22 protein-coding genes are annotated in these 21918 nt (G+C 59.6%); 17 read left to right on the top strand and 5 right to left on the bottom strand.

The window, feature by feature from the left end; translation table 11 throughout:
* Window positions 1-41: 41 nt before the first annotated feature.
* From KI810_RS11505 to KI810_RS11495, 3 genes are all read right to left on the bottom strand, one after another.
* Window positions 42-368, bottom strand: coding sequence for an RNA recognition motif domain-containing protein (locus KI810_RS11505; RefSeq protein ID WP_214175681.1), 327 nt, complete (start codon window positions 366-368; stop codon window positions 42-44).
* Between the two features lie 65 nt (window positions 369-433).
* Window positions 434-2152, bottom strand: a complete 1719-nt coding sequence (locus KI810_RS11500; RefSeq protein ID WP_214175680.1) for a SulP family inorganic anion transporter — start codon at window positions 2150-2152, stop codon at window positions 434-436.
* Between the two features lies 1 nt (window position 2153).
* On the bottom strand, window positions 2154-2684 hold the full coding sequence (locus KI810_RS11495; protein ID WP_214175679.1) for a MarR family winged helix-turn-helix transcriptional regulator: 531 nt from the start codon (window positions 2682-2684) through the stop codon (window positions 2154-2156).
* Window positions 2685-2915: 231 nt separating this feature from the next.
* Here KI810_RS11495 and KI810_RS11490 point away from each other — a divergent pair, with 231 nt between their 5' ends.
* The 4 genes from KI810_RS11490 (at window position 2916) to KI810_RS11475 (ending at window position 6748) form a co-directional block, all read left to right on the top strand.
* Complete coding sequence (locus KI810_RS11490; protein WP_214175678.1) at window positions 2916-4553, top strand: ABC-F family ATP-binding cassette domain-containing protein; 1638 nt, start codon at window positions 2916-2918, stop codon at window positions 4551-4553.
* A 60-nt stretch (window positions 4554-4613) separates the two neighbouring features.
* A complete protein-coding gene (locus tag KI810_RS11485; RefSeq protein WP_214175676.1) occupies window positions 4614-5411 on the top strand; it encodes a rhomboid family protein in 798 nt (265 codons plus the stop codon).
* A gap of 162 nt (window positions 5412-5573) precedes the next feature.
* Window positions 5574-6059: a ferritin-like domain-containing protein gene (locus tag KI810_RS11480; protein ID WP_214175675.1), complete on the top strand. Its 486-nt coding sequence runs from the start codon at window positions 5574-5576 to the stop codon at window positions 6057-6059.
* 71 nt (window positions 6060-6130) lie between these two features.
* Entirely contained in the window at window positions 6131-6748 is a 618-nt protein-coding gene (locus KI810_RS11475; protein WP_343213496.1) for a tRNA-uridine aminocarboxypropyltransferase, read from the top strand.
* Between the two features lie 85 nt (window positions 6749-6833).
* Here KI810_RS11475 and KI810_RS11470 read toward each other — a convergent pair whose 3' ends face one another.
* Window positions 6834-7481, bottom strand: a complete 648-nt coding sequence (locus tag KI810_RS11470) for an OmpH/Skp family outer membrane protein (protein ID WP_214175673.1) — start codon at window positions 7479-7481, stop codon at window positions 6834-6836.
* A gap of 207 nt (window positions 7482-7688) precedes the next feature.
* Between KI810_RS11470 and KI810_RS11465 the strand changes: the two genes are divergently transcribed.
* From KI810_RS11465 to KI810_RS11455, 3 genes are read left to right on the top strand one after another with little or no spacing between them, the layout of a single operon-like run.
* Window positions 7689-8882 carry a pyridoxal phosphate-dependent aminotransferase gene (locus KI810_RS11465; RefSeq protein ID WP_214175672.1) on the top strand — a complete coding sequence of 398 codons (1194 nt, stop codon included), beginning with the start codon at window positions 7689-7691 and terminating at the stop codon, window positions 8880-8882.
* Window positions 8883-8913: 31 nt separating this feature from the next.
* Window positions 8914-10293 carry a sigma-54-dependent transcriptional regulator gene (locus tag KI810_RS11460; protein ID WP_214175671.1) on the top strand — a complete coding sequence of 460 codons (1380 nt, stop codon included), beginning with the start codon at window positions 8914-8916 and terminating at the stop codon, window positions 10291-10293.
* A gap of 21 nt (window positions 10294-10314) precedes the next feature.
* Window positions 10315-10857, top strand: coding sequence for a beta-class carbonic anhydrase (locus KI810_RS11455; RefSeq protein WP_214175670.1), 543 nt, complete (start codon window positions 10315-10317; stop codon window positions 10855-10857).
* Between the two features lie 22 nt (window positions 10858-10879).
* On the opposite strand, the gene KI810_RS11450 is transcribed toward KI810_RS11455, so the two are convergent.
* Window positions 10880-11887, bottom strand: a complete 1008-nt coding sequence (locus KI810_RS11450) for a DUF3187 family protein (protein ID WP_214175669.1) — start codon at window positions 11885-11887, stop codon at window positions 10880-10882.
* 195 nt (window positions 11888-12082) lie between these two features.
* On the opposite strand from KI810_RS11450, the gene KI810_RS11445 reads away from it, so the two are divergent.
* The 10 genes from KI810_RS11445 to KI810_RS11400 all read left to right on the top strand — a co-directional run bounded on the left by KI810_RS11445 (window position 12083) and on the right by KI810_RS11400 (window position 21918).
* Window positions 12083-12364, top strand: a complete 282-nt coding sequence (locus tag KI810_RS11445; protein WP_214175668.1) for a DUF503 domain-containing protein — start codon at window positions 12083-12085, stop codon at window positions 12362-12364.
* Between the two features lie 223 nt (window positions 12365-12587).
* The gene (locus KI810_RS11440) at window positions 12588-13166 is read left to right on the top strand and encodes a superoxide dismutase (protein WP_214175704.1); all 579 of its coding nucleotides are present in this window, start codon (window positions 12588-12590) and stop codon (window positions 13164-13166) included.
* Between the two features lie 13 nt (window positions 13167-13179).
* Window positions 13180-13683 carry a type 1 glutamine amidotransferase domain-containing protein gene (locus KI810_RS11435; RefSeq protein WP_214175667.1) on the top strand — a complete coding sequence of 168 codons (504 nt, stop codon included), beginning with the start codon at window positions 13180-13182 and terminating at the stop codon, window positions 13681-13683.
* Window positions 13684-13697: 14 nt separating this feature from the next.
* Entirely contained in the window at window positions 13698-14126 is a 429-nt protein-coding gene (locus tag KI810_RS11430) for a quinol oxidase (RefSeq protein ID WP_246525515.1), read from the top strand.
* Between the two features lie 248 nt (window positions 14127-14374).
* Window positions 14375-15589: an efflux RND transporter periplasmic adaptor subunit gene (locus tag KI810_RS11425; protein WP_214175666.1), complete on the top strand. Its 1215-nt coding sequence runs from the start codon at window positions 14375-14377 to the stop codon at window positions 15587-15589.
* Window positions 15590-15599: 10 nt separating this feature from the next.
* Window positions 15600-16322 carry an ABC transporter ATP-binding protein gene (locus tag KI810_RS11420; RefSeq protein ID WP_214175702.1) on the top strand — a complete coding sequence of 241 codons (723 nt, stop codon included), beginning with the start codon at window positions 15600-15602 and terminating at the stop codon, window positions 16320-16322.
* A gap of 16 nt (window positions 16323-16338) precedes the next feature.
* Entirely contained in the window at window positions 16339-17496 is a 1158-nt protein-coding gene (locus KI810_RS11415) for an ABC transporter permease (protein WP_214175701.1), read from the top strand.
* Window positions 17497-18663 (top strand): ABC transporter permease, encoded by a 1167-nt coding sequence (locus KI810_RS11410; RefSeq protein WP_214175665.1) that lies wholly within the window; start codon window positions 17497-17499, stop codon window positions 18661-18663.
* Between the two features lie 400 nt (window positions 18664-19063).
* A complete protein-coding gene (locus tag KI810_RS11405) occupies window positions 19064-20368 on the top strand; it encodes a hypothetical protein (protein ID WP_214175664.1) in 1305 nt (434 codons plus the stop codon).
* Between the two features lie 32 nt (window positions 20369-20400).
* Window positions 20401-21918 carry a LysM peptidoglycan-binding domain-containing protein gene (locus tag KI810_RS11400; protein WP_214175663.1) on the top strand — a complete coding sequence of 506 codons (1518 nt, stop codon included), beginning with the start codon at window positions 20401-20403 and terminating at the stop codon, window positions 21916-21918.

The raw sequence follows: 21918 nt of genomic DNA, 5'->3' as shown, positions 1-21918 counted from the left end.
CCTTCTTCGTGTCGATTATACCGGATGCCCGGGGGTGACGGTTACTTTCTGCCTCTTCCGGAGCCTTTCCCCGGCCCCTGCTTCCGCAGATGCCCGCCGGCAGGCTGCTGCGCCTTCGGTTTCTGTGGCCTGGCTTCGGTGACGGTGATGGTCCGGTCCAGGAGCAGCGCGCCATCAAGGCTTTCTATGGCATCCTTTGCCTCCTCGGCAGTGGACATCTTTACGTACGCGCATCCTTTGAATTTCCCCGACTGGGGGTCGGTTATCAGATGGATCGAACTGACTTTTCCGGACACCGCAAACAGGCGCCTCAGGTCGTCTTCCCCTGCATCGAACGAGATGCTTCCCACGTACAGCTCTCTTCCCATGGTGCCTCCTTTCCCTGACCTTCCTGCTGAAAAGTGGCAGAGTTCGGGACGTGTGTCAAGTCATTCTAAACCGGCGCTTGCGCCAGGCCGAGGGCGGCCTCTTCGCCCACCCCGCCGAACCGTTCATGCACATCCTGTGCCCGCTTCAGGGCCGAACTGATATTGGGGCGGATGTTCCGGGTGCCGATGATGCGGGGGAGGGTCGACGTGTAAATCAGCCGCTTCGGCTGACCCCGCGTCCCGCAGAGGATGAGGGTGCGTCCGGAGGCGTGAAGGCTTTCGTGGAACTGTTCTATGGCATGGAGTCCCGTAGCGTCGAGGGCGGTCATGTAGCGCAGGCGGAGAATCACGACCGGCTGCAGGTCATCGATCTTGCTGGCCAACTGGTTCAGTTTTTCGGAACCGCCGAACAAAAGCGGCCCCTGGATATGAAACATGCTGACGTAATAGGGGATATGCTGGTCCTGGACGATGTGGGCCTTGGCCTTTTCGATCGCTTCCGGCGTCAGGAGTTCGACGACGGTTGTCCGGGAAACCTGGTAGATGTAAAGCAGCGCGGCGAGCACCATTCCGACTTCCACGGCAATGGTCAGGTCGGCTATGACCGTGAGGGCGAAGGTGATGAGCCAGACCGCGATATCCTTCCGGTCGAGCCGGAGGATCATCGGGATTTCCCTCCATTCCCCCATGTTATAGGCGACGACAAAGAGGACGGCGGCGAGGGTTCCGAGGGGGATGAAGCGGGCGAGGGGCGCCGCGAAAAGAATGATGCAGAGGAGCGTCAGGGCGTGGATTATGCCGGAAAAGGGGGTGCGGGCGCCGGAGCGGATATTGGTGGCTGTCCGGGCGATGGCTCCCGTGACCGGAATGCCGCCGAACAGCGGTACCGTAAGATTGGCTACCCCCTGGGCAACCAGTTCCACGTTGGAGTTGTGGCGGTCACCACTCATGGAGTCGGCAACTACGGCGGAAAGGAGGCTTTCTATTGCCGCCAGTAGCGCAACGGTGAGGGCTGACGGAAGGAGCGGGATGATGAGATCATGGCGAAATTCGGGGACGCTGAGTTGGGGGAAGCCGGTGGGGATGCCGCCGAATTTGCTGCCGATGGTCTCAACGGGAATGTTGAAAATGCCGACGCAGACGGTGGCGCCGATGAGCGCCAGGATCGAGCCGGGGATGCGGCGGGTGAAGCGGGGCATGATGATGATCGTCATCAGCGACATGAGGGCGAGAAGGACGGTGGTCGGATCCGTGGTGGCAATGTGTTCGCCGATATAGCGCATCCGTTCGATGAACTCGCTCGGAACGCTGCCGGCGGACTTCAACCCGAGAAAGTCCTTGATCTGGGTCGAGGCGATGAGGACCGCGATGCCGTTGGTGAAGCCGATGATGACCGGTCGGGGGATGAACTTGACGGCGTTACCGAGGCCGGTGGCACCGAGGAAGATGAGGATGGCCCCCGCCATCATGGTGACCATGAGAAGACCGGAGAGGCCGTGTTTGGTGATGATGGCCGCTATGACCACGACAAAGGCGCCGGTGGGGCCGCCGATCTGGGTTCGCGATCCGCCGAGGGCAGATATGAGGAATCCGGCGATAACCGCGGTGTATATCCCCGCCTGGGGGGTGACCCCCGAGGAGATGCCGAAGGCCATGGCGAGGGGGAGGGCGACCAGTCCGACCGTGAAGCCGGCGGTGAGGTCGGCGGCGAAGTCCGACCGGTTGTACCCCTTGAGCGCTTCGACGGATTTGGGAAGCCAGCGTGAAAGGTGTTTGCGATACATGTTAGTGCTGCTCCTTGGCAGATGCTTTAGACCTTGTTGGGGTTTTGGGGAGATTGACTTCGGTGGTGCCGATCAGTTTCGGCGGCAGTTCCCGGGCATCGAGGATAACGGTCAGGCGGTCGAGCCCCTGGTGGATGGTGGAAAGCTCGGCGGGATGGAGCGTTTCCAGTCCGCGGGCAATCTTGTTGGAGGCGGATTCCGGTGAATGCTCCATCAATGTGCGGCCGTCATCCGTCAGGTTGACCTCCACGACACGCCGATCTTCGCTGGAGCGGGTCCTGACGATCATTCCCCGTTTCTCCAGGCGGTCGAGGATACCCCCGACCGTTGCCGGATGGAGGTACATGAGCCGGGCCAGATCGGAAACGCGCACCGGCCCGTGCTTGGCAATTACCTTGACCGCCCACGCCTGGGGGCCGGTCAGCCCGGTCTCCCGCTCCACTTCCTTCGACTGTTCGTTGACCACTTGGAATACCCGCCTGATATTGTCCAGGATTTCGGCAACCATGATGTCCGCCGGTACGTCAGCCATGGATCCTCCGTAAAATTTTGTATGCAAATAAAACTCAGTACAAATAAAATGTATGCAAAATATATTTGCACATTTATTACATATTAATCAAGGGGTAATACGGGAGGGATGACATTTCTCATGAAATAAGTGATTGCCGCCGAAGGGGAAAGAGTGATATGCTTCACCCAGAATGTGAACCACAGGGTGCACCCCTGTGGTTTTTTTTGTCCACAAGGGAGAAATCAAGTCATGATAAGCGCAACGAACGTATCCCTCTCCTACGGGAAGAGGGTCATCTTCAAGGATGTGAACATAAAGTTCATATCGGGGAACTGTTACGGACTCATCGGTGCCAATGGCGCCGGCAAGTCCACGTTTCTCAAGATACTCGCCGGTGAGGCGGAAGCAGACAAGGGAACGGTCACTCTCGGCCCCCGGGAACGGGTCGCGGTGCTCCGCCAGGACCAGTTCGCCTTTGACGAAGAGACGGTTTTCAATACCGTGATGATGGGACATACCAGGTTGTACCGGGTAATGGCCGAGCGGGATGCGATCTATTCCAAGGGTGATTTCTCCGAGGCGGACGGGGTCCGGTCGGCGGAACTGGAAGCCGAGTTTGCCGAGATGAACGGCTACGAGGCGGAGTCGGAGGCGGCGGTACTTCTCAATGGCCTCGGTATCCCCGAGGAACTGCGCAACCTGAAAATGAAAGAGTTGGAAGGTGGAGATAAGGTGCGGGTGCTCCTGGCCCAGGCGCTCTTCGGCAACCCGGACGTGCTTCTTCTGGACGAACCGACCAACAACCTGGATCTCAAATCCATCGCCTGGCTGGAGGAATTTCTCTATCGCTTTCCGAACACGGTCATTGTCGTGTCCCACGATCGCCATTTTCTGAACCAGGTCTGCACCCACGTGGCCGATATCGACTTCGGGGTGATAAAGGTCTACACGGGCAACTATGACTTCTGGTACCAGGCGAGCCAGCTCAACCTGAAGCAGAAACAGGACGAGAACCGGAAGATCACCGACAAGGCCAACGAACTGAAGGAGTTCATCCAGCGCTTTTCCTCCAATGCGTCGAAGGCGAAGCAGGCCACCTCCCGGAAGCGGCTTCTGGAGAAGCTGACCATCGAGGAGATGCCCGTTTCTTCCCGCAAGTATCCCTACGTGGTGTTCAAGCCGGAGCGCCCCTGCGGGGACATCATCCTGGAGATAGATGCCCTCTCCAAGTCAATTGACGGAGAGCCGGTGCTGACCGACCTTTCACTCACCGTTCGCAAGGGGGACAAGATTGCCTTCGTCGGAGGGAACAGCCTGGCGAAGACCACCCTCTTCCAGATCCTGGCGGGGGAACTGGAGCCGGACAGCGGCAGCTTCCGCTGGGGGGTGACCATCACCTCCGCCTATTTCCCCAGGGAAAACGGTGCGTATTTCGCCAACGACCTGAACCTGATCGAGTGGCTCGGCCAGTATTCCCCTCCGACCGAAGGGGAATCTTTCGCCCGCGGGTTTCTGGGTAGGATGCTCTTTTCCGGCGACGAGGCGCTCAAGAAGACCAGCGTGCTTTCCGGCGGCGAGCGGGTCCGCTGTATGCTGGCCCGGATGATGCTCACCGGTGCCAACGTCCTCATCCTGGACGAGCCGACCAACCATCTGGACCTGGAGTCGATCACCGCGTTGAACAACGGTCTCATCGCCTTTTCCGAAGTGGTGCTGTTCGCTTCCCATGACCATGAATTCGTCTCCACCGTGGCAAACCGGATCGTGGAGATTACCCCGGGCGGGATCATCGACCGGGTGATGGGGTTCGACGAGTATCTGGAGGATGGCGAGGTGGCGCGGACCAGGGACGAACTCTGCCATGGACACCGGGAGCTGAGTCTGTAAAAGTATCGTTCTGCTTGCACCATCGGGGAATGGGTGCCATAACAGAAGCGGGAGGAAGCCATGCCGCAACGACTGCTCGACAAGTTGGAAAGAACCTTCGGCCGTTTTGCCGTTCCGAACCTGACCGTCTACCTGATTGCCGGGCAAACGTTTTTCTACGTCCTCTACATGACCGGCAAGCTGGAGAGAAGCGTGTCCATTCTTGCCGCCGATCGCCTGCTGGCAGGGGAATGGTGGCGACTTGCCACCTTCCCCTTCGATCCTCCGGGGCTAAGCATTATCTTTGCCTTCTTTGCCTGGTACCTCTTCTACCTCATGGGGTCGGCCCTGGAAGAGCAGTGGGGCTCCTTCCGCTACAACGCCTATATCCTCATCGGCTATCTCCTCACCGTCGCCGTCTCCTTTCTCATCCCGGCCTACCCGGTGAGCAATACCTATATTGCCGGCTCGGTTTTCCTCGCCTTCGCCTTTCTCTATCCCGATTTCACCCTGATGCTCTTCTTCGTCCTGCCGGTCCGGATCAAGTGGCTCGCCCTCCTTACCTGGCTCTATTACGGCGTCCTCTTCCTCACCGGTGGTGGGCCGACCCGACTGCTGGTTCTTGCCTCCGTCGGCAACTTTCTCATCTTCTTCGCCAACGATCTTCGCTGGCTGGCGAAGCGGGAAGGGCGGCAGCTGGCGAAGAAGAACTGGCAGCCCCCGGTCCGGAGCCACGAAGAGCCGCTCCACCGCTGCACGGTCTGCGGCATAACGGATAAGACCCACCCCCGGATGGATTTCCGCTACTGTCCCCAGTGCGCCGGCCAGCATGGCTACTGCCAGGAGCATATCTTCAGCCATGAGCATGTGAAGGAGTGACCATAATTTGTTCCCCTCTCCCTTAGGGAGAAGGCTTCAGCGCAAAGTTCTCCTCTGTTTCCGATTGTCCGTCCCTCCTTTCTGGTATTCATATCGTCCTATGGTACTCTTTTCACCAGATAACCGGTACTTGTGCGGAACAGAATGCCAGAGGAGGTAGCCATGAACGTCTTCGATTTTGCGATGAAAATGGAGCTGGACGGCAAGGCATACTACGAGAGGATGGCGGCGGAAACGGAGGTCGGCGGCCTGAAGACCATATTCACCATGCTGGCGGCCGACGAGCAGAAACATTACGACACGGTGGTTGCCATGAAGGAGGGAGCCGACGGCACCATGGCCTCGACCACCGTCCTGGAGAAGGCAAAGAACGTTTTCCAGGAATTGACGGGTGAGAAGGACCTGCTTGGCGGGATGAAGAAGGACCTGGACGGCTACCGGCACGCCATGAAGATTGAAGCGGACAGCGTGCGGCTCTACGAGGATATGGCGAAGAAGGAGAGCAATCCCGATATCGTCATGCTCCTTTTGAAGATCGCCAGCGAGGAGAAGAAGCATTACAACATCATGGAGAACCTGTACGATTTCGTCCTGAAGCCGGAGTATTTTCTGGCATGGCGGGAGTTCAGCAACCTGCAGGAGTTATAACGTTTACCGGGTTGATCGATGGCGGGTTTTGCCGATGAAACGGCTAACGGCCGTAATCCTTCACCGCATTTATGGAACAGTGGGCTACAGGGAATATGGGTACCAGAACTAAGCGAAGCGAACGTTGTCTGCGATGCCGGATGCATGTCACTCTGTGCATCTGTCCGTCCATCCCCCGGTATCTCCTGGCTACCCGTCTTGTTCTCGTGATGCATCACCGTGAAGCGGTGAAAACCACCGCGACCGGTCCCCTTGCCCTGGAGGCGCTCCCCAATAGTGAAGTGCGCATTCACGGGCATCGGGACCGACCCCTTGATTTCAGCGATCTCGATGTCCCCGAGCGGAGAACCCTTCTCCTCTACCCCGGTGATGGTGTCCCGGTTCTCAGCAGGGACATTCTGGACCTCCGTCCGATTACCCTGGTGGTTCCCGATGGCAACTGGCGTCAGGCATCCAGAATGGGGCGACGGCTTCCCGGGCTCCGGCATGCCGAAATGGTCCGGCTCCCCGAAGGGCCCGGCACCGAGTGGGGGATACGGAGAGAGTATCATCCCAACGGTCTGGCCACGTTCGAAGCCATAGCCCGGGCGCTTGGCATCATCGAGTCACCTGCTGTTCAGGCCGGGATGGAAGACCTCTTCCGCCTCATGGTGCAAAGGACCCTCCAGTCTCGGGGATGCGGCTGTTGACGTGCGACCGTTCCGGTTGTCTGAACGGAAGAATATGCCAAGGCAGGGCTGACTCCTGCCTTGGTTTACATCAGGCTTTTCGCCCCTACTTCTCTGCCGGCTTTGCGTCGATCCCCTTGACGATCTCTTCCGTCAGGTCCCTGGCGTCCACATTCTCCCCCATGTAGAGAAGTTCCTTCTTCACCACCACCGCGGCATAGCCGTTGGCCTTGCCGTAGTCGGCGGCGGTCTTCTCGATTGCCTTGAACAGTTTTCCGGAGAGTGCCTCTTCCTTGGCCCGCATTTCCTTTTCGGCGTTCTGGACGAATTTCTGGAAATCCTCCACCTTCTTCTGGAACTCCTTCGCCTTGGCCGCCCGCACCTGGGGGGTCATGGTCTCGATCTTCGCCTCGATGGCCGCTTTCTGCTTTTCCAGCTGTTTCTGCTTGGCCTCGATCTGGCGCTTGTACTTGTCGGTCTTCGTCTTCATTTCGGCGAAGGCGGCCTTTCCCTGGGCACAGTCGGTGGCGGCCTTGACCATGTCCACGTAACCGATGAGGGTGGTTTTTGCCGGCGTTGCGGGGAGTGCCGTGGCTGTCACATTGGCCGGCGCTGACGGTTTTACGTCGCCAGCAGGGGGAGTTGCCGGAGCCGTTTGCTGCCCGTCGGCGGCCGCAGGCTCGGCTGCCAGGGCGTTTGCGGTGATTGATGCGGCAAGGGCGGCGATGACCGCTAGGATGATGATTTTTTTCATGGAGTACCTTCTTTCTGTGACAGCCGATGGGAGACCGAACTGCCGGGAGTTGTCCGAACGGGAGGAGAATAAATCTTTTAGTGCGAATAGGCAACAACGAATGCCCTCGATCCGTTTCACCTGTCGCGACACACCTTCCCCTTGCGGTATATGGCGCGTTGTGGTAAAAGTGTTGCATTATTGCCACAGCAAAGGAGTGTGTGACCTATGGCCATTGCCACCAAGATAGCCGCCTTTATCGAGCGGGCCTCCTGGATACGGAAGATGTTCGAGGAGGGGGAGCGGCTTCGCCAGCTGCATGGGGCGGACAAGGTGTACGACTTCACCCTGGGGAATCCGGATGTGGAGCCCCCGCCGGCATTCGACGAGGAGTTCCGGCGCCTGGCGCTTGACCCCATTCCCGGCATGCATCGCTACATGAACAACGCTGGCTACGATGAAACCCGTTCCGCCGTGGCGGAGGTCCTTGCCGAGGCGTCCGGGCTTCCCGTCAAGGGGGCACACGTCATCATGACCTGCGGCGCCGGCGGGGCGCTCAACGTGGTGCTCAAGACCATCCTCAATCCCGGCGAGGAGGTGATCATCCTCACCCCCTTCTTCGTCGAGTACAAGTTCTACATCGACAACCACGGCGGAGTGCCGGTGGAGGTCTGGACCGACCGGGCGACCTTCCAGCTGGACATTCCGGCCATCGAAGCCGCCATTACCCCCAGGACCCGCGCCATCATCATCTGTTCCCCCAACAACCCCACCGGTGTCATCTATCCGGCGGAGAGCCTGCGGACGCTGGGTGAGATGATGAAGCGTAAGGAGAAGGAGCTGGGGGGGCAGATCTACGTTATTTCCGACGAGCCTTACGCCCGGATATCCTACGACGGCAAGAACGTGCCGAATATCTTTCCCCACGTGGAAAACGCGGTGATCGTCACCTCCCACTCCAAGGATCTGGCACTTCCCGGGGAACGGATCGGCTACCTGGCCGCCAACCCGAGGATGGCGGAGGTGGAGCAGTTCATGGAGGGAGCGGTATTTTCGAACCGGGTCCTCGGTTTCGTCAATGCCCCCGCCCTCATGCAGCGGCTGGTGGCCAAGCTGCAGCGGGAGTCGGTGGATATCGCCCTCTATCAGGAGAAGCGGGACCTTCTCTGCGACACTCTGACGGCCCTCGGCTTTTCCCTGGTGAAGCCGGACGGCGCTTTCTATCTTTTCCCCGCGTCTCCCCTCGCCGATGACGTGGAATTTGTCCGGGCGGCGCAGCGGCATAACATCCTTCTTGTTCCCGGTGCCGGTTTCGGCGCCCCCGGCTTCTTCCGGGTCGCCTACTGTGTGGAGAAGGGGATGATCGAGCGGAGTCTCCCCGCCTGGCGGGCACTGGCGCAGGAACTGGGGCTTACGAAGTAACATTTCCACTATATTCAGGATAGGACATTTCATGGGCGCGACGATACTGGTTGTGGACGACGAGGAGAGCATCCGGACCTCCCTGGTGGGAATTCTGGAGGATGAGGGGTATGCAACCCAGTGCGCAGTGGACGGGGTTGAGGCACTGGAACTGGCGAAGAAGGAACTCCCCGACCTGGTGCTGCTGGACATCTGGATGCCCCGGCTGGACGGGATGGATACCCTGAAGAAGCTGAAGGAACTCTATCCCGACCTGGCTGTGGTGATGATGTCGGGGCATGGAACCATCGAGACGGCGGTCCGGTCCACCAAGATGGGTGCCTACGATTTCATCGAAAAGCCCCTTTCCCTGGAAAAGGTGATCGTGACGGTGGCCAACGTGCTGAACATGCGCCGTCTCCGGGAGGAGAACGATTCCCTCCGGGGGCAGGTGCTCCAGGACCACGAGATGGTCGGCAGTTCTTCCCCCCTGAGGCAACTCAGGGAAGAGATCACGCTGGTCGCGCCCTCCGATGCTTCAGTCCTCATCACCGGCGAAAACGGGACCGGCAAGGAACTGGTGGCCCGCGCCATCCACTACCACAGCCCACGCCGGGACAATCCCTTCATGGAGATCAACTGCGCGGCCATTCCCGAGGAGTTGATCGAGAGCGAGCTGTTCGGCCATGAACGGGGTGCCTTTACCGGGGCAGTGGCCCAGAAGAAGGGGAAATTCGAACTGGCAGACGGCGGCACGATCTTCCTCGACGAGATCGGCGACATGTCTGTCAAGACCCAGGCCAAGGTGCTCCGCGTCCTGCAGGAAAGAAAGTTCGAGCGGGTCGGGGGAACCCGGACCCTGGAGGTGGACGTGCGGATCGTGGCAGCCACCAACAAGGTGCTGGAGGACGAAATTCGTGCCGGCAATTTCCGCGAGGACCTGTTTTACCGGCTCAACGTGGTTTCCCTCAAGGTCCCCCCCCTGCGGGAACGGAGCGACGACATCCCCGCTCTGATCGTCCACTTCCTGCAGATGTTCAGCCGACGTGAGGGGCGGCAGCTCAAGATGATGGTTCCTGAAGCGGTAGCGCTGATGAAGCAGTACGACTGGCCGGGGAACGTGCGGGAACTGAAGAACATCATCGAGCGGTTGGTCATCATGACGGCGGGGCAGACCATAAGTCTTTCCCATCTGCCCGACTATATCGCCGGCGGCGACGAGTCGCGGGGGATCGGAGGGGGGAGACTCGGCGGTGTTCTGGAGCTGAATTCCCTGCGGGAGGCGCGTGAGGAGTTCGAAAAGGAGTTCATCATCCAGAAGCTGGAGGAGCACGACTGGAACATCAGCAAGACTGCCGAATCCATCGAACTGGAGCGGAGCAACCTGCACCGCAAGATCAAGAGCTACGGTATTGATCTGAAGAAAAGTTAAACATCACCAGGAGGAATGCCGATGACGCTGTTAGACACCATTCTCGACGCCAACAGAAAATTCGTCCATCCGGGAGCCTTTCCCCCCCTGACGAAGAACCCCAAAAAACAGTTCGCCATCTTCACCTGCATGGACACGCGGCTGGTGGATTTCCTCGAACCTGCCATGGGGATCAGCCGGGGGGACGCCAAGGTCATCAAGAATGCGGGGAATACCATCATCGACCCCCTGGGAGGGGTGATCCGGAGCATGGTGGCGGCGGTCTTCATGCTCGGGGTGGAGGAGATCTTCGTCATCGGTCACCGGGACTGCGGCATGGCCAGCGTGGATGGCGAGCACCTGAAGAAGCGGATGATCGAGCGGGGGATCGATGCCCATACCATAGAGGGGCTGGTCCCCGACCTCTCCCAGTGGCTCGGCGCCTTTGCCTGTCCCGAGGATAACGTGGAACGGGTGGTGAACATCATCCGCAACAACCCCCTTATCCCCAGGGACGTGGCGGTGCACGGCCTTATCTTCTGCCCCGATGATGGCCACCTGGACGTGGTGGTCCGGGGGTACTGATAATTCTGATCCTGGTTTCAGCTTAGAATCTCATGCGCAGGGCGATGTGAACGCCGAAATCGGGGGAGGTGGTGAGAGCCAGCAGGTCCTCGGCGACGGCGATGTCCAGCTCCGTGTCGGGGGTGAACGCCACGGTCTGGCCGAAAACCCATTGGAGGGACGATACGCTCAGCTCCTTGAGGCTGCTTCCTTTGTAGAAGGGGGTATTGCCGTAGAGCTGCATCTTCAGTGACAGCCACTCCACCGGTGTCAGCCCGATACCGAAACAGCCGAAAGCCACCAGGTCGCGCTGCATGTCGCGCAGCACATCCCCCTTGTCAACTGCCATCCCGCCGAGAGCCCCGTAGATCCCCCAGTGTTCGAACTGGTCCAGCGCGCTGAGCCAGAGGGCGAAATCGGTCCCCCCGCTCCCCTGCAGCTTCCTGCTGTTGCCGCTTGGCAGCTTGAGGCTGGCCCGCAGCGCCACAGCCAGCGGTTGCGGGCGGTCTTCCCGGTAGAGCTGGACCCCTCCCGAAAGGCGGATATCGCCTATGCTGTCGTTGCCGTGCTGCAGGCTGAACCGCTCCACGCCGTTGCGGTTGTAACTGAACATGAGCCGGTTTTTCGGGGTTTCATCGCGTCCCGCCTGGGAGATATTGAACTCGCGGTGCCACCACTGGACGGGACTGTCGAACATCCCTCCTGTGGCGACAAGGTAAGGGATGTCGAGCCCCAGCTCGATACGGTCCGTCACCCCGTAACGGAGGGCGAGGGTGGTGCGGTAGGTTTCGCCATCGAGGGTGATTGCTTCGTCCCCCTTGGTGTCAACGGCGAAATTGTTGGCGATATCGAGGGAAAGGCGGGTATGGAGCCTGCCGGCAGGGACGGTGCTCCCCGATTCCGGGGCCGGCAGACCGTATATCTGTACAAGCGGGCTCTGGTTGAAGGTCTGGAACGGGGTCAGTTCCAGAGGAAAACCCGGCCGGGGTGCAACAAGGGTGCTGACGAGCAGGACGAGAGACCAGAGGGGATAGCGCACACTGTTTTTCACCTGAAGGCTCCTTGGGACGAGGTAATAGAGATGGTGGACGTGGTGCAGATTGCGCGTTGCCGAGGCGGTAACTGGTACCCTTTTCGACAGGACAAGTCTAAAGGGTTTCCGGAGCAAGTCAATCATCCTTCCCCGCTGTCCCACAGGGGAAGTCCTGTTATACTCACTGCATATTCCCTGTAGCAGGAGGGCTCCATGCACGTTTTTTCCGTCCAACTCCACCTCCATCTCCCCAGCAATTCCCTCAAGGGGAAGCGGGGGATAGTGAAAAGCCTGCTGGCGCGGGCGCGCAACCGGTTCAACGTGGCGGCCGCCGAGGTGGACCTGCAGGACGTGCCGGGTTCGGCCATGCTCGGGTTCGTGACGGTTACGGAAAGCCGGGCCGCCGGTCGGCGCATCCTGGAACAGCTGGAGGAATGGCTTGTTGAGGAGCGGCCCGATGTGGAACTGGTGAGTGCCGATATCGAGGAGCGTTAAGCCTGCAAACAGCCTGTCCATGGTGTGGTATGGTGCCGGCGGGGCGGATTGCATTTTCCCCCTGCCGTGGTAACGTTTCGTGTACTTCGGTGGTTTGGAGAACGAGGAGGGGATCATGCTGAATCGACGCGAATTCTTCCAGCTTACAGCGCTTGGAGGGACCGCCCTGTTGCTGGAGCGGGCACTGCCGTCGCGTGCCCAGGTCAAAAAGGAGGCAAGGACCATGAGTTACACCGCAAAGGATTATGCAAAGCTTGTCGGAATGCCCGGTTTCAGCGAGGCGCTGCTGAAAAACCATTTCACCCTCTACCAGGGGTATGTGACCAATACCAACAAGGTGCTCGATACCCTTGACCAGGTGCTGAAGGAAGGGAAGACCGCCACACCCGAGTTCGCCGAACTGAAACGCCGGCTGGGGTGGGAGTTCAACGGCATGCGGCTGCATGAGTACTACTTCGAGAACCTGGGGGGGAAGGCGCCCCTCGACCCGAACGGCAAGCTGGCCAAAAAGCTGGCCGAAAGCTTCGGCAGCCTGGACGCCTGGGAGAAGGATTTCAAGGGGACCGGCGCCATGCGCGGCATCGGCTGGGCGGTCCTGTACCAGGATCCGGCTAACGGCAGGCTCATCAATTTCTGGATCAACGAGCATGATGTCTCCCATCCGGCCGGGGGGACGCCGATTCTCATCATGGACGTGTTCGAGCACGCCTTCATGCTCGATTATGGGCTCAAGCGGGCCGACTACATCGAGGCGTTCTTCAGGAACATCGACTGGAAGCGGGCGGAAGCCCGTCTGAAATAGGGAGGGACACTATATGAAAGCCCTTTTCATCAGCGCGGACGGGTTCGAGGATTCGGAACTGCTGGTCCCCTATTACCGGTTGCTGGAAGCGGGGATCACGGTGGACATCGCTTCTCCTGGGAAGGGGGAGATCACCGGCAAGCATGGCTACGCGGTGACCGTGACCAAGACCCTGCCGGAAATTGATCCGGCCGCTTATAATCTGCTCGTTCTCCCCGGCGGCAAGGCCCCGGCTGCCGTTCGCCGCGACGAGAAGGCCCTGGCCATAGCCCGGCATTTCTTTGCCGGGAACAAGCCGGTTGCTGCCATCTGTCACGGCCCGCAAACCCTTATCAGCGCAGGGCTTATGGGGGGGCGGCGGGCCACGTGCTACCGGACGGTGGCGGATGAGATGCGGGAAGCGGGGGCTCGTTACGAGGACAGTGAGGTGGTGGTGGACGGCAATCTGGTCACGTCCCGTGAACCGGCCGACCTGCCGGCGTTTCTGCGGGAGATGATGAAACTGCTCGGAAGATGAGAGGGGAGATGCCCATGATGAAGTATCTGACCATGCTGTTTTTTGCGGGAACGCTCCTGTACGGTTACCCCACCGGTGCCGTCGCGGAAGAAAAGCCGAAGCAGGATAAGGTGTTCCGGGCGACAGCCGGTCAGGACGGGGTGCAGCGGGTGGATATCCTCGGTGGTGGCTATTACTTCACCCCGAACCGGATAATCGTCAAGGTGAATGTGCCGGTCGAACTCAAGGTCAGGAAGGAGGCGGGCTACGTCCCCCACGATATCGCTATTAAGGCCCCGGAAGCGGGGATCGATTTCAGTGTGTCAATGGGGGAGGAACCGAAAGTGGTCAAATTCACGCCGACCAGGACCGGAACCTATCCGTTTTATTGTACCAAGAAGCTTCTCTTCTTCGAGAGCCATCGGGAAAAGGGGATGGAAGGGGTGCTCGAAGTGGTCGAGTAGGGTGGTGCTGCGGTTGTCTCCACTCTATTGGGCATTGAAGGGCGCGGCATAATGGCCGCGCCTTTTTTGTTGCAGTTTGCTTCCGGCTTCATTGCCGCCATCTGCCGGAACGGTCCCAGTCTATTCTTCTCGGTGTTTATTTCGGCACTGTACATGACCGGAAATAGGTGCTATTTTTTAGCTGCCGGAACGTGAAGGCCGGTCGTGCCCTGCACAGGACCCGATGAACAACCAGGAGTCGCCGCCCTATGGCCAATGAAGACCTGACGAAGTTGAAGATTGAAAAGAAAGACCGGCAAGGTGCTCCGCGTGCCCATAAGCGAGCCCTGTTCTGGATAGTGCTTTTCCTGCTCTTCGTTGTGGCAGCATTTCTGCTGTGGGGTGGGCTTGGGCCACGGGTGGAGATAGAGACGACCACAGTGTCACAGGTTTACCCATCCCAGGGGTTCACCCTGCTCAATGCCAGCGGGTATGTGGTCGCCCAGCGCAAGGCGGCTGTGGCCTCGAAGGCCACCGGGCGGCTGGAGTGGCTCGGCGTCGAAGAGGGGAGCCGGGTCAGGGCCGGCGAGGTTCTCGCCCGCCTGGAAAACCGTGATGTTGCCGCTGCTCGCGAACAGGCTGCAGCCAACCTGGTGACGGCAAAGGCAGGTCTGGAGCAGGCCCGTGCTGAACAGGACGATGCCGGCCAGGCTTTCAGCCGGCAGAAGGAGTTGCTCTCCCAGGGAATTGTGGCGCAGTCAGAATACGATGTGGCTGAAGCCCGTTTCAAAAGGGCCAAAGCCGGGGTCGCCGGTGCGGACGCCGCGGTGAATTCCGCTGCCGCTGCCCTCAGGGGGGCGGATGTTGCCCTGGAATATACCCTTATCCGTGCCCCCTTCGATGCGGTGGTGCTGACCAAAGACGCCGATGTGGGAGATATCGTGACCCCCCTTGGTGCTGCGGCCAATGCCAAAGCTGCGGTGGTGACCATCGCCGATATGAAATCGCTCCAGGTCGAAGCGGATGTGTCGGAAGCCAATCTGGGAAAGGTAAAGGAGGGACAACCGTGCGAGATCCAGCTGGACGCCCTGCCGGACGTCCGGTTTCGCGGGGTGCTTCACACGGTCGTGCCGACGGCGGACCGGAGCAAGGCGACGGTCATGGTCAAGGTGCGTTTCCTTGATCCCGATCGACGCATCCTGCCGGAGATGAGTGCCAAGGTGGCGTTCCTGGAGCGGCCGGTCGCCGAGACCGAACAGCGCCCCAAGACGTCGGTGAGTCAGTCTGCGGTCGCGGCTCGCGGTGGGAAACAGGTGGTCTACCTGGTGAAGGGGGACCGGGTAGTGGAGGCGGTGGTGACTCTCGGCAAGCGGATCGGGGATCAGGTCGAGATCCTGAGCGGCGTCCGGCCCGGAGATTCGGTCGCCCTGAAGCCCCTGGACAAACTGAAGGACGGGACGAAAATCAAAACGGCGGAGAAATGACATCGTGGGCATGGGCAACGGCAAACCTCCCATCGTAGAAATAGCGCATCTCTCCAAGTCCTACCGGCGGGGGAGCCAGACCATCCCGGTGCTGGAGGATATCACCTTCGACATCGCCGACGGGGAATTCCTCGCCCTCATGGGGCCGTCCGGGTCGGGAAAGAGCACGCTCCTCAATCTCATTGCCGGCATAGACAAGGCGGACCAGGGGACAATCCGGGTGGGTGGGGTCGATATAACCTCCCTGTCAGATAAGGAACTTGCCGCGTGGCGCTCCGCCAATGTGGGGTTCATCTTCCAGTTCTACAACCTGATGCCGGTACTGACCGCGTTCGAAAACGTGGAACTGCCGCTCCTCCTGACCGGTCTCTCCCGCAACGAGCGCCGAGAGCACGTGGACCTCGCATTGCAGCTGGTGGGCCTGTCCGACCGGGTGGATCACTATCCGGCCCAGCTGTCGGGGGGGCAGCAGCAGCGGGTCGCCATTGCCCGGGCGGTGGTGAGCGATCCGGCCATCCTGGTGGCGGATGAGCCGACCGGCGACCTGGACCGGGTTTCGGCCGGTGAGATCCTGCAGCTCATGGACCGGCTGGTGCACGAGTTCGACAAGACCATCATCATGGTAACCCATGACCCCCGCGCAGCGGAGAAGGCTCGCATCATCCGGCACCTGGAGAAGGGGATCCTCACCGATAGTGACGGGCAACCTGCTTCACCGGTTGCCGGTTCCTGATCCCGGTTACGGTCCGATGTTTCTCCTGAAGCTCATCATACGAAACGCCTTTCGCCACAAGCTCCGATCGGCCCTTACCGTCGTCGGCGTTGCCATCGCCATCCTCGCGTTCGGCCTGCTGCGAACTCTGGTCGGGCTCTGGTACCACGGGGTGGAAGCTTCCTCCGCCACCCGGCTGGTCACCCGGAATGCCATCTCCCTCGTGTTCTCCCTTCCCCTTTCTCACAAGGACCGCATCCGCCAGGTTCCGGGTGTGCAAGCCGTATCGTACGGCAACTGGTTCGGTGGCATCTATATTGACGAAAAGCATTTCTTTGCCAACTATGCGGTGGAACCGAAAAGCTATCTTGACCTCTACCCGGAATTTGTTCTGTCTCCCGAACAGAAAGGAGCCTTTTTTCTCGACCGGAAAGGGTGCATTGTCGGCAAGAGGCTGGCGGATACCTACGGCTGGAAGATTGGCGATCTCATTACCCTGCGGGGAACCATATTCCCCGGACAGTGGGAGTTCGTCCTGCGGGGTATCTACCGGGGGGCGGAGAAGAGCACGGAAGAGCGGGCGCTCATGTTCCACTGGGACTATCTCAATGAGACCCTGAAGAAGACCATGCCGCGCAGGGCCGATCAGGTCGGGTTCTACATGATAGGTGTCACCAAGCCGGAGTTGGCGGCGGAAGTTTCCCAGGCAGTGGACGGGATTTTCAGGAATTCGCTGGCCGAAACGCTGACGGAGACGGAAAAGGCCTTTCAGCTCGGTTTCGTCGCCATGACGGAAGCGATCATGATCGCTATCAAGATCGTCTCCTACGTGGTTATCGTCATCATCATGGTGGTGGCGGCCAATACCATGGCCATGACTGCCCGGGAACGGATCGCCGAATATGCGACCATGAAGACCCTCGGGTTCGGATGGGTGCACATCGCGGGGGTTGTTTTCGGCGAATCTCTTGTCATTGCCCTTTCCGGTGGGCTCCTTGGCGTGGCCCTGACTTTTCCTGCGTCCCACTGGATAGAGACGGAGCTTGCCCAATTCTTTCCCGCTTTTCCCGTTTCCATGACCACCATATATCTCGATCTGGCTGCCGCGGCGATGGTCGGTACGGTTGCCGGGATATTCCCCACCTGGCGCGGGGCGACCATCGGCATCGCCGATGGGCTGAGGAGGATCGGCTGAATGGCGATCCCCTTCTCCTACAGCATGCGCAACCTCTGGACCCGCAGGCTTACAACGGTCCTGACCGCGTCCGGCATGGCCTTGGTGGTCTTCGTTTTTGCCGCCACCCTCATGCTGGCGGAAGGGCTGCGCAAGACCCTGGTGGAGACCGGCTCGTATGACAACGTGGTGGTCATCCGCAAGTCGGCCAATTCCGAGGTGCAGAGCGGCGTGGACCGGGGGCAGGCCTCTACCATCGAAAGCCAGCCCGAGGTGGCGCGGGGAAGTGATGGCCGGCTGCTGCTGGCGAAGGAACTGGTGGTCCTTATCAATATCCCCAAGCGGGAGAGCAACAAGCCTGCCAACGTGGTAATCCGGGGGATTGCCCCGGCATCGCTTCTCCTGCGGCCCCAGGTGAGGCTGAGTGAAGGGCGCATGCCACGGCCCGGTTCGGCGGAGGTCATTGCCGGCACGAGCATCGCCCGTCGCTTCAAGGGGGGAGGGATCGGCGAAACGCTGCGCTTTGGCATGCGGGACTGGACCGTGGTCGGGATATTCGACGCCGGCACCACCGGCTTTTCCTCGGAGATATGGGGGGACGTGGACCAGTTGATGCAGGCCTTCCGCCGTCCGGCCTATTCGTCGGTCTCCTTCAAACTGCAGGATGCCACGGCGTTCGATCAGTTCAAAAAGCGGGTTGAAGGGGACCCGCGGTTGACCGTGGAAGCCAAGCGGGAGACCAGGTATTACGAGGACCAGTCGGAAGCGATGGCGAAGTTCCTCCGCATCATGGGAATAACCCTGACGGTCATCTTCTCTCTCGGGGCGGTGATCGGCGCCATGATCACCATGTATGCAGCCGTGGCAAACCGGGTGGTGGAGATCGGCACCCTGCGGGCACTCGGGTTCCAGAAGACGAGCATCCTCGCAGCCTTTGTCATGGAATCGCTCCTGCTCGGGCTCCTGGGAGGGGTAGTGGGACTGTTCGGCGCCTCCTTCATGCAACTCATCACCATTTCCACCATGAACTGGCAGACCTTTTCCGAGCTTGCATTCACGTTCACCCTCACCCTCGACATTCTCGGAAAAAGTCTGCTGTTCTCCGTTGGCATGGGGTTCGTGGGGGGAGTGCTTCCGGCGTTTCGGGCGGCGCGGATGAATATCGTCGAGGCACTGCGGTCTACCTGATTGCGTGCGCTGCAACGTTCTGCCCCCTGACCCGTTTTCCCCATGCAGGCTGGGTGCGGATTGACAGCGCATTTCCTGGCGATATAGTGTGTGTTGATGATTAAAGTTCTCCGCCTGCGCGTACCATCCATTGACATAACCAGCTGTCTTTGCTTGTTTGACTCCCTTATGAAACTGGAATAATATATTTTTTGGTGATAAATTGGCGGCCGGGCCCGGTTTGTCCCGTAATCCTTGCATTAATCATCGTAAATGATGTAAAGTGCTAATCCAATTGAATGTCATGATTGGTAAGCGACGTGCGAACCGGCGCCAGACCCGAAATTGACGGTGGGTTTGCCGTTTGCGCTGCAATTCCTGCGAGGCGCGAAACACTGCTGTTCAGCGATACAGAGGTCCCATGTTCAACATTTTGCTCATAACCACCGATCAGCGGGCGATGGCCTTGGTGGAGCAGTTCAAATCCCAGCCCCAGATCAGGGTCGATGTTGTCTCCGATTTTGACCAGGGGATGAAAGATATTTTCGATAAACGCCCCCAATTAGTATTTATCCAGGGCGAAATTGACGGTGTTTCGGGCGAAACCGTGGCGCGCCACATCAAGGGGCTTCTCCGGGAACAGGCACCGCGTCTGGTCCTGCTGCGGGAGACCCTGCAGGTAAGGCTCGGGGCGAAATCCTGTTATGACGGCAGTGTCGACCTGTTCCTCGACGGGGACGATATTCAGAAGGCTGTTCGCACGCAGATGGAGAGCATCCCCGGTTTCACCTGGCAGGACCTCCTCCCCGACCAGGGACCGGTCGTACCCGTCATGTCCACTTCCGATCAGTATGCTGCGGCACTGGCTGCGGCGACTGCCGAGTCGGCCGGATCCTTTTCGGCCATGCCGCCGCATGCCTCTTCCCCCCAGACGGACGGATTCCCCCGCGAACCCCGCGATTTCCCTGACGTTCAGCAACCGGTTCCTCCTCCCGCTACAGGGCAGGAACCTCAAAGCTCTCCGGCAACGGAGCCGCTGATATCACCTCTCCGCGAAAAGGCCATTTCACCATCTGTCACTCCCCCCGAGCCTGTCTTCAACGTTGAAATGCAGCCGCCGCAACCGATCAGTGCCGCGGGCGGAACGCGGAAACCGGGGGAATTCCGCGGCACTCTCCCCCCCTTGCCGAACAAGTCCAACGGCCGCAAGCCCCAGCGCCGTCCATGGCGGTATGTCATCGCCCTCCTTGCTGTCCTTGCAGTGTGCGCGTTTGTCTATCTGTACCTCTTATCACTTCCGCGCAACGCTTCGGTGACCAGGGATGTCGGCCCGGTATCCCCGGCGGGGCAACAATCCCCAACAGCATCGGCGCCCGAGCGGATTCTTGCCTCCATTCCCCGGGACAGGCCCGATGCCGGTTATGCCGCTGCCCATCCGGGGTGGGAACGTTTTACCGACGACACGATGGATTTCCGCGTGTTCCGTGAGAGTGGCGCCGTCAAGGCGATTCAGATCATCGCGCTGCGGAAGGGGGCCCTTTCCGATGCCTACGTTGCGGAGAGAATCCATGAGGCCAGTGGCAACCGTGCCTATCAGGTCGGTTTCCGCGCCGATAAGGATGGTTTTCTTGTGGAAAAAGGTTCTGCAAAAGGGAACATCGAACTTGCCATCTACCGCAAGCGCCCATCCGGTGAGATCCGGGCGTTGGTCATCGCCTTTCCGTAGGAATAACAGTGCATCTGCCCAATGGAGACACTATGTTGCCATGTTATAGTTCGTCGTTTCGTCCGTTTCTGCCGATGCTTGTGGTTTGCATCCTGCTGACGGCATCGTCGGCATGGGGGATGGACCCCCGGTTCGAACTCGACCCCAAAGCGTTGGACAAGAAAGTTCCGTCATCCGCTGCGCCTGCGGCACGCCCCTCGGAAAAGGCGCGCCACGTTTCCGTTCAGGGAACCGCCTATACCATCAAGCCCGGCGACAACCTTTTCAAGATACTGATGCGTGAATACGGGCTCAGCAATGATGAGGCGGAGAAGCTGATACCCCGCTTCAGGGATATCAACCATCTTGGCAGCGGCAAGAACCTCCAGGTCGGGAAAACCATCCAGATGCCTTCCCTGACTAAACTTCGCGGAGAAACGGACGTCGGGGAGAGAAGGGGTGGCAAGAGAAAGCTCCTCGTCAGGAATGACCAGCCGGCTGCCAGTTTCCACCTGGACAATGGTGCCAGGGAAGAGAGGGGTATCCGCATGGAGGCCGTCCGCAAGGTATGGGACAGCCTGCTCCCTGCGCCGCCAGTGGCGTCAGAGCCGGTGGATATCCGGAGCGACAGTTATTCCCTTTCACTTGATCCCGGTCGCTACCCGGTGTTTCCGGCTGCCGACGGCGGGAAGATCGTTGTTGACCGGGAAGGGAAGATTCCCCCCCTGGTCAAGAGCCTGATCATGTCCCAGGACCCGAAAACCCGGGTGATACACGAAAATCCCGCCAACCGCAGGCGCTTTTTTTCGTCTCTTCTTGCGGCGGCGAAATTTTATTCGGTTGAAGAGGATTTCCGGATGGACTTCGGGGTCGACCCGAAGGTGACGGTGCTGGCGGATTACAAGATCGAGAAGAATGCCGACAGCCTCATGCGGAATGATATCGTTCTCCTCAACGTCAATGACGCCCGTCGCGGTTTGCCGCCGGTTCTGACAGGCTTTCTGGAATCGAAGGGGTTCCATGCGATAGATACCTATCCCGTCTACCGGGAAGGACGTCACGGTGAACAGCACCGCGTCTTCCAGGTGACTGCTCGTGATCCCCAGACCATGGCCGACTCACTGATGAAATTCCTTGCAGTTCCTTACAAGGTAGACCACAGTGTCAACCTGCTGGGAGGCAATGCCGGCGGAATCAGTCTCATGGTACGAACGGATCGTTATTTCGAGCGGGGCGGCACCCCTTACGTGGTCAGCTTTTTCGATGGCGACCCGGTCCAGTACACCCTCATGCGCCTCCTTGAGGGGGGTGGGTACAGGGTGATACTGCTGGATGCGCGGGACGATTTCCGGAAGGTTGCGGAAAAGTTCCTGACCCGCCTCCGCCTTCCCGGCAGTTTTGCCATGCACAACCTCTGGAGTCAGGCTGACAGCAGTTACGGCATACAGATGTCTGGCGTCATGCTCCAGGACGGGAAAAGCGAGGGACGGGTTTTCCTGACGGATCGGGAGATCGACCCGCTCGTCAAAGACCTTCTGGAATACAACGATTTCCGTGTGGTGCGCGAATAG

Source organism: Geomobilimonas luticola, assembly GCF_018476905.1.
GTDB lineage: Bacteria > Desulfobacterota > Desulfuromonadia > Geobacterales > Geobacteraceae > Geomobilimonas > Geomobilimonas luticola.
Note: the sequence above shows the minus strand (reverse complement) of the source record. Positions and strands in the feature narration are given on the sequence as shown.